This window comes from Thalassovita mangrovi (genome assembly GCF_009857745.1).
Classification (GTDB): Bacteria; Pseudomonadota; Alphaproteobacteria; order Rhodobacterales; family Rhodobacteraceae; genus Thalassobius; species Thalassobius mangrovi.
Genome location: NZ_WWEN01000004.1, coordinates 318,631 through 331,888 on the forward strand (window position 1 = coordinate 318,631; position 13,258 = coordinate 331,888).

Annotated in this window: 6 protein-coding genes; 5 read left to right on the forward strand and 1 reads right to left on the reverse strand. The window is 65.5% G+C overall.

Annotated features, from left to right (window positions below; all coding sequences use genetic code 11):
• Positions 1-159: 159 nt before the first annotated feature.
• Together GR167_RS11695 and GR167_RS11700 are read left to right on the forward strand one after the other, a co-directional pair.
• Positions 160-7,461 (forward strand): autotransporter outer membrane beta-barrel domain-containing protein, encoded by a 7,302-nt coding sequence (locus tag GR167_RS11695; RefSeq protein ID WP_160973681.1) that lies wholly within the window; start codon positions 160-162, stop codon positions 7,459-7,461.
• A gap of 116 nt (positions 7,462-7,577) precedes the next feature.
• Positions 7,578-8,006 carry a GtrA family protein gene (locus GR167_RS11700; RefSeq protein WP_235915933.1) on the forward strand — a complete coding sequence of 143 codons (429 nt, stop codon included), beginning with the start codon at positions 7,578-7,580 and terminating at the stop codon, positions 8,004-8,006.
• Between the two features lie 4 nt (positions 8,007-8,010).
• On the opposite strand, the gene GR167_RS11705 is transcribed toward GR167_RS11700, so the two are convergent.
• Positions 8,011-9,270: a UbiA family prenyltransferase gene (locus tag GR167_RS11705; RefSeq protein ID WP_160973683.1), complete on the reverse strand. Its 1,260-nt coding sequence runs from the start codon at positions 9,268-9,270 to the stop codon at positions 8,011-8,013.
• A 133-nt stretch (positions 9,271-9,403) separates the two neighbouring features.
• On the opposite strand from GR167_RS11705, the gene GR167_RS11710 reads away from it, so the two are divergent.
• Genes GR167_RS11710 through GR167_RS11720 form a run of 3 tightly spaced genes read left to right on the forward strand, consistent with a single transcriptional unit; the run spans position 9,404 to position 13,159 of the window.
• A complete protein-coding gene (locus GR167_RS11710) occupies positions 9,404-10,438 on the forward strand; it encodes an NAD-dependent epimerase/dehydratase family protein (RefSeq protein ID WP_160973685.1) in 1,035 nt (344 codons plus the stop codon).
• On the forward strand, positions 10,419-12,179 hold the full coding sequence (locus GR167_RS11715; RefSeq protein WP_160973686.1) for a hypothetical protein: 1,761 nt from the start codon (positions 10,419-10,421) through the stop codon (positions 12,177-12,179). Before GR167_RS11710 ends, GR167_RS11715 begins: the two co-directional genes overlap by 20 nt.
• The gene (locus tag GR167_RS11720) at positions 12,176-13,159 is read left to right on the forward strand and encodes an SUMF1/EgtB/PvdO family nonheme iron enzyme (protein WP_160973688.1); all 984 of its coding nucleotides are present in this window, start codon (positions 12,176-12,178) and stop codon (positions 13,157-13,159) included. The genes GR167_RS11715 and GR167_RS11720 overlap by 4 nt, the downstream gene beginning before the upstream one ends.
• Positions 13,160-13,258: the final 99 nt, after the last annotated feature.

Here is a 13,258-nt window from a genome sequence, read left to right on the forward strand (position 1 = left end):
AAAACTGCGGAGAGGGGTGCGGCAGATGTTGTTTGAAGCTGCAAACTATGCTCTCAATACACGCGATTATCACCGATATTTTACCGCCGGTTGTTGGGTGTGTGTCTTGGTATTTCAGAGGGAAATAGAATGAACAGATTGTCGATGCTTGCTGCCCGCATGACCCGTGTCTTCCTGCTGTTGAGCTTCGCGATCACCGCATTCGTGTTTCAGGCCGCCGCCGCGGCCGCGCAGCCGACGTTCACTCTGACCTTTTCCCCTTCGGCCATCGGGGTCGGCGGGACTTCGGTGGCCACATACACGATCACCAACGGGTCCCCCACGACTGCGGTGACCGATCTTGCATTTACGCATACTCTAAGCACCGGGCTGCAAATTTCGAGCGCCCCGGACGCGCAGACCACCTGTTATGGCCAGGACGGCGCAGCATACGCGACCCTGAGCGCCCCGGCTGGGGGCACGACGATCGCCTTTTCCAGCGGTAGCCTGCCGGCCAGCAGCAGCTGCACCACGACGGTTAACGTCACCGGCGCAACCCCGGGCAGCTATCTCAACACCACCTCGTCTCTGACATCTTCCGCGGGAAGTGCCAGCGCGGCCAGCGCGACGCTGACCGTAGACAGCAACAAGCTCAGCTTTTCCAAGACCATCGTGCCCGACACCGTCAGCCTGAACGGCACCAGCACGATGACCTATACCATCGACAACCCGATATCGGCGATTGTTTCTGGCCTCACGTTTAGCGAAACGCTCCCGAGCGGTGTGCAGATCGCATCGCCTTCCAACGTACAAACCGACTGTACGGGAGGGACGCTGACCGCCCCGGCGGGCGGCAGTTCGATCAGCCTCACCGGCGCGTTTTTCATGGCTGCGGGGTCCTGTACCGTTACCGTGGATATCCAGGGGACCGCCGGGGGAAGCTTTACGCTGACCTCGTCGGAACTGAGCTACTTTAACGGCTCATCGCAAACCGCCGGGGTTGCCTCGGCCGAGTTTACGGTAAACCCGCCGCCGGCAGCGAGCGTGTCGCTGACCAAGGTGTTTTCGGGCGATCCGGTGGCCCCCGGCGGCACCGTCACGCTGGGCTTCACCCTTTACAACACCAATGATGCAGACGCCGCGACCAATATCGGCTTCACCGACGATCTCGAAGCGATGCTCAGCGGAGCGACGATGATCAGCGCGCCTTCCGAACCCTGCGGGGCGGGGTCGAGCATCAGCGGTTCCGGCTTGATCAGCTTCAGCAACGGATCGCTGGCCGCGCGTGCCTGGTGTAGTTTCGACGTCACCGTGCAAATCCCCTCCGGCGCCGGCGCAGGGACTTATACCAACACGACCTCGACCGTTTCGGCGACGGTGGACGGGGCGTCGGTAACGTCGGCCAGCGGCGCCAGCGATACGCTGGATGTCGGCGCGGCACCTCTGGACCTGCAGCTGTCCTTTACCTCGGTCAATGCGGGCGACACGACGACGGGCAGCTTCACGCTGACCAACCCGAACGTGGGCACGGCGGCGACGAACGGCGCGTTCTCGTTGCCGGTACCGCTGGATGGATTGGCGACAGTCACGTCGGGGGTCGGTACAAATATCTGCGGTTCCGGCAGTTTTATTTCCGTGCAGTCAATCTCGGGCACCCCGACCCTGGTGTTTACCGGCGGCAATCTCGTTGCGGGGGGCAGCTGTAGCTTTGACATCGGTTTCGCGGTGCCGGCAAGCACCGATGCGGGCACCTATCCGCAGACCACGAGCACGATCAGCGCGACGATCGACGGCGCGACCCTGATCGGGAATGCGGCAACGGGGAACCTGACGATTGTGTCCGGGGCCTCGCCGTTGCTGATGTCGAAAACCTTCGCCAAAGGCACCGCGTCGATCAGCGAAACGGTCGGAATGACGTTTTCCCTGACCAACTCCAGCGAAACCGTCGACGCGACCAACATTTCCTTCACCGACGATCTGGAAAGCTTCCACACGGGCGCGGTACTGGCATCGGTGGCTTCCAATAGCTGCGGCGGGTCGGTCAGCGGTACGGGGACCGGGGCGCTCAGCTTTTCCGGCGGGACGCTGAACGCCAGCGGCAGCTGCGAAATCTCGGTCACCGTCACGCTGGGGATCAATGCCGGCACCCCGACCAACACCACGTCGGACCTGACCGCGTCGCTCGATGGCGGCAGCGCGGCCCTGCAGGCCAATACCGCGGCCAGCGACACGATCACCATCCTGTCCACCTTGCCGCTGACTGCGTCGTTTGAAATCCTGGAGTCTTCGGTCCCCGCCGGCGGCACTGCGACCGCGCGTTATACGATCACCAATCCGAACGGGGCGCCCTACGACGCGACCGGCATCGCCTTCTCGCATCCGCTGTACGCATCGCTGTCCGGTCTGCTGGCGACGTCGCTGCCCGCGACCCCCTGTGGCGCGGGATCGGCGTTGTCCGGCTCGGCAACCATGGTGCTCTCCGGCGGTAACATCGCTGCGGGGGGCAGCTGTACCTTCGACGTGACGCTAGACGTGCCCGGCGGGGCGGCGGACGGGGATTATCCGTTGCCGACCAACAATGTGAGCTACACCATCGACGGCGCTGGCGTCACGATCGACGGGATGACCGACATCCTGACGGTTGGGCTGAGCGGCGAAGGCGGCTACACCTTCGAACTGACCAAGGCCTTCGGCTCCGAATATGTCCTGGCCGGGTCGAGCGCCAGCATGACCCTGACGCTGGAAAACCTGGGATCGCAAGACGCGACGAGCATCACGCTGTCCGACAACCTGGCCAGCTTCCTCAGTGGCACGAGTTTCGGCACCGCGACCTCGAACAGCTGCGGTGGTACGCTGACCGGCGAGGGCGGCACAACTCTGACGCTGTCCAACGTTTCGCTGACCGCTGGCGCCAACTGCAGCCTGCAGATTCCGGTGGATTTCAGCGCGGGCGTGACACTGGGTACCTATACCAACACCACCTCGGAAGTGACCGGTTCCACCGCGTCAGGGGCGGTGGCCGGGCCAGAGGCCAGCGCCAGTATCGAAGTGCGTTCGGCCAGCTTGCCGACCTTCAGCAAATCGATTTCGCCCTCGACCACCAACACCAATAGCAACGTGGTGATCAGCTATTCGATTTCCAACCCGGTTGGCGGCATCGACCGCAACAGCCTGGCCTTCACCGACAACGTGGCGACGGATATTCCCGGCGCCGCGGCCAGCGTGCTGCCGGGCAGCAATCCCTGCGGTGTCGGATCGTCGGTGACCGGAACCGGCGTGATCGCCCTGACGGCGGGGGTGCTGGAAGCCGGCAAGAGCTGTCAGTTCGATGTCACGGTGTCGGTTCCGACCCCGGCTGCGACGACCTATACCAGCACCACCAGCGACCTGACCGATGGCGGGCTGTTCGTCACCAACGGGGCTTCCGACACGCTGACGGTCAACCCGCTGCCGCCCAGCTTTAGCAAGGTCTTCGCGCCCGACAGCATGGCGCAGGGCGATACCTCGACGCTGACCTTCACCGTGGATGCGAGCCTCAGCACCGGCGCGGTGCCGGGATTGGACTTCACCGACAACCTTCCGACCGGCGTCGTGCTTGCCTCGCCTGCCAATGGCAGCACCACCTGTACCGGCGGCACGCTGACGGCGGTCGCAGGCGGATCGACGGTCAGCTATAGTGGCGGCCTGGTGAATGCGGCATCGACCTGTACGGTTTCGGTCGATGTGACCTCGGTCGCTGTGGGTGCCCATGTCAACACTTCCGGCACGCTGACCAGCGATTACGGCACCGGTGGCACTGCCAGCGACACGCTGACCATCACCGCCGCCCCGGCGCCCGGTTTCACCAAGGTCTTCGGGCCCGACAGCATGGTGCAGGGCGATGTGACGACGCTGACCTTCACCATCGACAACGGCAGCGCGCTGATCGGCGCCACCTCGCTGGCCTTCTTCGACAATTTCCCGGCGGGCATGACCGTTGCTGCGACTCCGAACGGGGCCAGCACCTGTACCGGCGGCACGCTGGCGGCGGTCGCGGGGGCGTCTTCGGTGGCCTATAGCGGCGGCACGATCGCCGCCGGCGGCAGCTGCACGGTGTCGGTCGACGTGACCTCCACCACGGTGGGGGCGGCTGCGAATACCAGCGGCGACCTGACCTCGTCGCTGGGCAACAGCGGCACCGCCAGCGACACGCTGACCGTCACCGCCGCCCCGGCGCCGGGTTTCGCCAAGGTGTTCGGCCCCGATCGCATCGTCCAGGGCGGCGAAACGGTGCTGAGCTTCACCATCGATAACACCGGCGCACTGGTCGCGGCCGAGAACCTGGCCTTCACCGATATCTTCCCGGCCGGCATGACGATTGCCGCGACCCCGGGCCTGTCGACGACCTGCACCGGCACGACGATCACCGCCGACGCCGCCACTGATCGGATCGTGATGACCGCGGGCAGCGTCGCGGCGGAAACCTCCTGCACCGTGGAGGTCAGCGTGACCACCGCCACCGCCGGGACAGCCAATAACGTCAGCGGCGATCTGACGTCGTCGCTGGGCAACAGCGGCCCTGCCTCGGCGTCGCTGGGCGTGCGGGAACCGGGTGCACCCGATTTCACCAAGGTCTTCGCGCCCGACAGCATCGCGCAGGGCGGGGTGTCGACCCTGACCTTCACCATCGACAACAGCGCTTCGCCGCTGGATGCCACGGACCTGGATTTCTCCGACAGCTTCCCGGCCGGATTGACGGTGGCGGCGGAACCGAACGCCGAAACCACCTGTAGCGGCGGCACGCTGACCGCAGCGGCGGGGGCCGACACGGTCAGCTATAGCGGCGGCACGGCGGCCGGGCTTGGCAGCTGTACCGTCACGGTCGACGTGACCTCGACCACGGTGGGCGATGCCGACAACACCACCGGCGACCTGACCTCGTCGCTGGGCAACAGCGGCAGCGCCTCGGCCACGCTGAGCGTGACGGCGGCGGATGTGCCGGGCTTTGCCAAGGCGTTCACGCCCGACAGCATCGTGCAAGGCGGGGTGTCGACGCTGACCTTCACCATCGACAACAGCACCGCACTGATCGCTGCCGCGGATCTGGATTTCACCGACAGCTTCCCGGCAGGGATGACGGTGGCGGCAGAACCGAACGCCGAAACCACCTGTAGCGACGGCACGCTGACCGCAGCGGCCGGGGCGGAGCTGATCAGCTATGCCGGCGGCACGGTGGCGGCGGGCGAAAGCTGCGACATCACCGTCGACGTGACCTCCGCCACGGTGGGCGATGCCGACAACACCTCGGGCGAGCTGAGCTCGTCGCTGGGCAATAGCGGTACCGCAAGTGCGACGCTCAGCGTTTTGGCGGCGGATGTGCCGGGCTTTGCCAAGGCGTTCACGCCCGACAGCATTTCCCAGGGCGATGTGTCGACGCTGACTTTCACCATCGACAACAGCGTCGCGCTGGTGGCGGCGACGGATTTGGCCTTCACCGACAGCTTCCCGGCAGGGATGACGGTGGCGGCGGACCCCAATGCCGAAACCACCTGTAGCGGCGGCACGCTGACCGCAGCGGCCGGGGCGGAGCTGATCAGCTATGCCGGCGGCACGGTGGCGGCGGGCGAAAGCTGCGACATCACCGTCGACGTGACCTCGGCCACGGTGGGGGATGCCGAAAACACCAGCGGCGAGCTGAGCTCGTCGCTGGGCAACAGCGGCACCGCAAGCGCGACGCTGAGCGTAACGGCGGCGGAAGCCCCGATCATGACCCAGCGGTTCGATCCCGAAACCATTGCCCAGGGCGGCAAGTCGACCCTGATCGTCACCATCGACAACAGCGCCAACTTCATCGAGGCTGGCGGCCTTGCCTTCACCGGCAGCTTTCCGGAAAACCTGACCATCGCCAACCCGACCGGCGCGATCACCGCCTGCGGCGGCACCCTGACGGCGACGGCGGGGGAAAGCGGCTTCAGCTTCTCCGGCGGCACGGCGGGCGCGCAGGACAGCTGCGAGGTGCGGGTCGATGTGACCGCGATCGCGGTCGGCAGCCTGTCCAGCGTGTTGTCGCCGCTGTCCTCGACCCTGGGAACCAGCGAGGCGCCCGCGTCGATCGAGGTGACGGTGATCGTGAACACCAACGCCTATGTCACCTTCGTGCAGCAAACCACCGAGGACGGGACCTTCGGCTTCGCCTCGGACGCGGCGGCGCTGAACTTCTCGATCGCGACGGCGGGGGGCAGCGGCACCATCGGCCCGATCGAGGTTCCGGCAGGCAGCTACACGGTGACGCAAAGCCGCCCCACCGGGGTCGGCAATGAAACCATCAGCTGCAGCGACGACGACAGCAGCGCCGACGTCACCGCCGGGCAGATCAACCTGGAACTGGCGAATTTCGAATCCGTCACCTGTACGATCAGCAGTATCGCTTCGCTGCAGAAGACCGTGGATACGATCCACAACTTCCTGCACCGGCGCAACAACCTGCTGCTGTCGAACCAGCCCAACCAGGCGCGCCGGATCGCGCGGCTGAATTCCGGCGGCGCCGGCGGCCAGCAGATGAGCTTCGCCACCGGCGACATCATGTCGATGTCCCCGCTGGAATTCGACCTGATGTCGATCGGTTCCGGCAACTACCGCATCGCGACCTCGTCGCAGCGGATGCGCTCGGCGCGGACGATGGCGCTGTTGGCGCATAATCCCGATATCGACAGCATGTTCGTGGAAAACACGCCCTGGGATATCTGGTTCGAGGGCATGTACAACGAATTCGAAGGCAGTGCGGGGGCGAGCGGTCATTTCGCGCTTGGTTACATGGGCGCCGATTACGTGCTGTCCAAGGACCTGCTGATCGGGGCGCTGGTGCAGTTCGATTCGATGCGCGATACCTCGGCCACCACCGACAGTACGGTCGACGGGCACGGCTGGATGGTCGGGCCCTACGTGACCGCGCGGCTGGCGCCGAACCTGATCTTCGACGGGCGCTTCGCCCTGGGTCGGTCGACCAACGATATCAGCCCGTTCAACACCTATACCGACACGTTCGAAACCAAGCGTTTCCTGGTCGATGCCAGCCTGAGCGGTCAGTACGAGCTGAAGAACAACTGGATCATGTCGCCCAATTTCGCGGTGTCCTATATCCGCGAAAATCAGCTGGCCTATGTCGATACGCTGGGCGTGCCGATCCCGTCGCAGAAGGTCTGGCTGGGGCAGCTGCGCGTTGGGCCCAACTTCTCGCGCCGGATCGTGATGCCGGGCGGCGATGTGTGGGAACCGCGTTTCACCGTCGATGCGATCTATAACTTCAGCGATGCGTCGGGCGCGACCCTGTCCAGCGATGCCACCACCGAATCCGACGGGTTGCGGGCGCGGATCGAGGGCGGGTTCAACTATACCGACCGCCGTGGCGCGCAGCTCAGCATGAGCGCCAATTACGACGGTATCGGTCAGTCCGATTACGAAAGCTACGGCCTCAGCGTGAAAGTGACGGTGCCGCTGCAGTAACCGCCGTCAGCGACGATCCTCAACGGCCCCCGCCCAACCCGGCGGGGGCCGTTTTCCTTTCGCGGCCCGGCCGATATCCGGTTCCAGCGCCGCGCAAAGCGCAGTAACCTGCCGCCATGCAAATGCCGCAGCCGCACCTGAGCCCGACCGAACTTGTTCTCCGCTACGCGGCATTTGCCGGTCTGGCGACGCTGGCCAACCTGGCGGCGCAGCGGCTGGTGCTGGCGGGGATCGAGGGGCGGGCGGGGTTCGTGCTGGCGGTGATCGCCGGCACCGGCGCGGGGCTGGTGCTGAAATACATCCTCGACAAGCGCTGGATCTTCTTCGACCGCTCGGGCGGGGTGCAGACCCATGCGCGCAAATTCGCGCTTTATACCGCCATGGGGATCGTGACGACGCTGATCTTCTGGGGCGCGGAAACCGCCGCCTGGCTGATCTGGCAGACCCACGCGATGCGCGAGGCGGGGGCGGTTCTGGGGCTGACCGTGGGCTACGTGGTCAAGTACAGGCTCGACCGGCGCTTCGTCTTCGCCCGCGCGGGGTGAGGTTTCAGCCCGGGATCGCCAGCACGGTCAGCGCCACCCCGGCGCCGATGATCGCCAGCCCGGCCCGGTCGCGGGTGACGAAGCGCAGGGTGTCGAAGTCCTCCCGCCCGCGCAGGCTGAGCCATACCATCCGCCCCAGCCACAGCCCGATCGGCAGCGCCACGGCGGCGAACAGGGCAGGGCGGCCGTAGAGCGCCAGCGCGTGAGGGCTGGAGGCATAGGTCAGGAAGGCCGCGAGGGCCAGCGCGATGGACAGCGCCGCCGCCGCCGCGATGGTCATCCGGTCCTTCTGGCCATAGCCGCGACCCGGCAGATGCGCCCGGTTGGGCTGGCGCGACAGCCCGGTCAGGCGCTTGACGCTGGCGAGGGTGAAAAACACCGCCGCCACGAAGACAAGCAAGGTCGGCAGCACGCCGGTTTCCGCCGCCGCCCCGCCGGTCAGCACCCGCAGCAGGAACATCACCGCAAGCGCGATCAGGTCCAGCCATTTCACGTGTTTCAGCCACAGTGAATAGCTCAGCGACAGCGACAGGTAGACGGCAAGGAAGCCCGCGACCTCGGCGCTGACCGATCCGGCCAGCGCCAGCGACGACAGCAACAACCCGATCCCCACCCACATCGCGGTGCCAATCGGCAAGGTGCCCGCGGCCAGCGGCCGGTTGCGTTTTTCCGGGTGGCTGCGATCGGCGGCCAGGTCCAGCAGGTCGTTGAGGATGTAAAGCGATGACGCCCCGGCGCCGAAGGCGACGATGGCGATCATCACCGGCAGCACGGTTTCGAAAGATATCGCATGGGCGGCCAGCAGCGGGAAGAACAGCAGCGCGTTCTTGGCCCATTGCAGCGGCCGCAATTCGGCCAGCAAGGTGGCGAAGCGGCAGGGGCGCGGATCGCGCGGCGCGGCGATCCGGTCGGCCCCGTCGGACCCGTTGCCCGGACCCGTCACCGCGTCTTCGCCCAGGCCCAGCCGCCGCGCCAGCGCCAGCCCCATGTCGCGGTCTGCGGTTTCAAGGAACACCGGACGGCCCTCGGCCTTCGCGGCCTCGATCCGGGCCACTGCGTCGGGGCGCAGTGGCAACAGGTCGGGGTCGGGCCCGGCGATCCGGCGCAGCGCCTGCATCCGCCCCGGTGCCGCCAGCGCACGCAGCGCCGCCAGCGGCGCGCGGCCCAGGGCCGCCCACAGGGTTTCCAGCCGCAGGTCGCTTTGCAACAACACGGATTCCACGTCCACTGCCAGCGCGGGCGCTTTACCGTGATGTGCCGTCATTCTATCGTCCTTCTGAGCGCGTTGCGGGCGGATCACCGACAAGTATCCCGTCTTCTTGACAGGGATCAATAACCCTGTCGGTGAATCCCTTTAGCGTGGTTCCAACTTTTACCTGCAAAAGGATTTCAACAAGATGCGGTTTCTCGTCACCGGCGGCGCTGGTTTCCTGGGCATCAACCTGGTGCGGCACCTTCTGGCACAGGGCCACCAGGTCCGCAGCTACGATATCGCGCCCTTCGATTACCCCGAAGCGGGGCAGATCGACGTTCTCACCGGCGATATTCGCAACCGCGATCTGCATGACGCGGCCTTCGACGGCGTCGATATCGTGGTGCATTGCGCCGCCGCCCTGCCGCTGTGCACGCCCGAGGAAATCATGTCCACCGATGTGGGCGGCACCACCTTGTTGCTGGAAACCGCGCTGGAAAAGGGGATCGAGAGGTTCATCCATATCTCGTCGACCGCCGTGTACGGCGTGCCAGATCACCATCCGCTTTATGAACACGACCGGCTGATCGGCGTCGGCCCCTATGGCGAGGCCAAGGTCGAGGCCGAAAAGGTCTGCGCGGGGTTCCGCGACAAGGGGTTGTGCGTGCCGGTGCTGCGGCCGAAATCCTTCGTCGGGCCGGAGCGGCTTGGCGTGTTCGAACTGCTGTATGATTTCGCCTATACCGGCCACGGGTTCCCGATCCTGGGCAAGGGCGACAACCTGTATCAGTTGCTCGATGTCGAAGACCTGTGCGACGCGATCAGCCTGTGCGCCGAAGGAGAGCGCGAGGCGGTTAACGATGTCTTCAACGTTGGCGCGGCAGAATTCGGCAGCTTCCGCGATTCCTTCCAGGCGGTGCTGGACCGGGCCGGGCATGGCAAGCGGATCAAGGGCATCCCCGCCGGTCCCGCGATCATGATCCTGCAGGCGCTGGAAAAGCTCCACCTGTCGCCGCTTTACGCCTGGATTTACGAAACCGCCGCCAAGGACAGTTTCGTCAGCATCGACAAGATCCGCGACCGGTTGGGCTTTGTGCCGAAATATTCCAACCGCGACGCGCTGATCCGCAATTACGATTGGTACGTCGCCAACCGCGATCACATCGCGCAGCGCGCCGGCGTCACCCACCGCGTCCCTTGGAAGAAAGGAGCCTTGGAGCTTGTCCGGCTTTTCATGTAACCCCGCCCGTGCTCTTCTGATCGCCTGCATCACGGCCCTCGCGGGGGGCGCATCCGCCCAAAGCGCTGAGGTTCTGGAGGCGCAGCGCGCCGCATATGACGCGGTGCAGCCGAAATCGGTGATCGATCTGCAGATGTTCCGCGCCACCACCGACGCGGCGCTGCCCGGCGACGGGGCGGGCCAGGTGCGTCTGATTTCGCTGAACCCGGCGGTGAACGCGTGGTTCGTGTTGCAGACCGGCACGGCGGATCAGCCGGCGCAGCAAAGCTATCACCTGGAAAATCCCGATCCGCACGGCCAACGGGTCGTTCTGGTGCCCGGCGACGACCCCAGGATCGAGTTGTGGCGCGGCGAAAGGAAACTGACCTGCCGCCCGTGGCAGGGCGATCCTTCGGCGCTGGAAGACGCGCGCAAGAAGGGCATTCCCTACGCACCGATCTGCGACAAGCGGCTGTATCTGCGCAACAAGGCCTCGGGCGCGCGCACCACGCTGGAAGCCACCACCGAATTCCTGCGCGATCACGTCTGGGGCGGCGAAAAAATCCTGAACCTCGCCAAGGGGACGCTGTTCAAGGACAGCGAAATGGAAACCGCCAATGTGCTGGGCATGGAACAGGCCGGGCGCGAAGCGGTCGGGCCGGGGGCCGCGCAAATGCTGGAAACGCTGGAGGCGCGCCCGGTGATCGGCCACCAGATGGACATCACCGTCTATGGCGCCGATCCGGGCCGGATGGCGGGCGGGCTGTGGTACCCGGTGCAGGGCGTGCCGGGCGTCTTCGCCAGCGCATACCAGCCCCGCTGGGTGCCCAAGGCGATCCTCGACGGGCCGGGCAAGGCGAACTGGCTCGACGGCACCGAAAGCCAGGCCAATGGCTATTTCGTGGCCTTTGATCTGTCGGCTTTCGATGTGGGCTTTGCGGTGGGCACCGATCACCCCGGCGTCGGCTGGTCCGACCGCCCGCCGGTGTCGGTGCGCCCGCGCGGCATGCCGGGGCCGGACGGGTTCAGCAATGTGGCGCCCCTGATGCGGTTGGGCATGGTCAACCCGGATGTGGCCGACAGGGTGGTCGCCACCTTCACCGCCGGGTTCAAGCGCAGTCACGGCGCTTTCAGATACGGCGATTACCGCGAGGTGGATTACGGCAAGCATTACGGCTTCATCGAAAACGGCGCGATCCTGTCCAAGCTCTGGCCCGGGCTGTCGACGCTCTACGTGTTGAACGACGGCACCATCGGCATGAAGACCTGGGAGGAGGCCGATAACGCGCTTCTGCCACGCATCCGCTTTGCCCGTCAGAATGGCGTGCCGATTGTGGTCACCGATCCCGAAACCGGGCTGCCGGTGCCCGGCGACCGGGTTACCCAATGGGGCCCCGGCAACTGGTCGGGATCGGCCGAGGCCAAGCTGCGAACCCTGCGCGCGGGGGCCTGCATGAAGCACAACGAAGGCCGGCAATACCTGATCTACGGCTATTTCTCGACCGCGACGCCTTCGGCCATGGCGCGAACTTTTCAGGCTTATGGCTGCGAATATGCTATGCTGCTGGATATGAACGCGCTCGAACACACCTATCTGGCGCTCTACGCCCGCAATGCGGACGGGATGCATGTGCAGCACCTGGTGCCGGGCATGAAGCTGATCGAGAAGAAGGCGCGCGACGGCAACCTGATCCTGCGTTTCCTGGGGTTCGTGGATAATCGCGATTTCTTCTATCTGACACCGAAGGAGGACCTGAAATGATCTTACGGACGGTAATGACGGCGCTGCTGGCCCTGACCCTGGTCTGGGGCAAGGGGGCGGCGGCGGGCACGCTGGCGGAAAACAACGAGGTTTTGTTCCAGCAATTGCAGAAGGTGCACCGGCTCAGCGCCAGCGAAATGCAGGCGATCCGCAACATCTTCGCCAAGTCGGGTTTCATGGGGCAGGGCAATCCCAAGATCACCCGCCACCCGATGACGCCGGAACAATGCGCCGCGCGCATCCCCGGCGGCATCAGCCATTATGACAATGCCCGCAACACGCGCATCTGCGGCGATCGCTACATGGCGCCGCTCTATGATCCGAAAACCGAACGGCCCGAGGATGCCAAGGCCTGCATCGACATGTTCGAATTCCCCAACATCCCCTGCACCTACCCGGTGGTCTGGACCAAGGCGATGGAAGCGGCCGAGGTCTGTTCGGCGATGGGCAAGCGGCTGTGCGACGCGCATGAATGGGAAGGTGCCTGCGACGGCGCGCTGGAAGCGCCCGATTATCCGTTCGGCGCCGGGTCGGTGGCGGCGATGCGCAGCATCCACAACAATAAATACGCATCGAGCGCGCATTGGGCCTATGGCCCCAGCTTCAAACGCGGGGTCTGCGCCCAGAACAGCGAAAAAAGCGCGTCCTGCGGCGGTGGCGGCTATAACAGCTGCGGATCGAACACCTATCCCACCGGGTCATTCCCCGACTGCGTCAGCAAGCTGGGCGTCTATGACCAGCACGGCAACGCGGCCGAACACATGAACCTGCCGATGGCGCCCGACCAGATGTCGAGCCGCGGATCGACCAAGCTCGGCGTGACCGAGATGAAGGGCAGCTGGTTCATCTGGGACAAGTACCGCGCCCATCCCGATTGGTGCCGCTGGCGTGCGCCGTACTGGCACGGGTCGCGGGTGATGAGCCCGGCCAGCCACGAGAATTATCACCTCGGCTTCCGCTGCTGCAAGACGGTGAACTGAGCGGGACGCGCCGGTCAAACCCGGCCCGGAACAAGGCCGAAGGCCGCCGGGCCAGCGCCAGTCCGCCCGCACGGGCTGGCGCTTTCGGGGGGCTTGTTC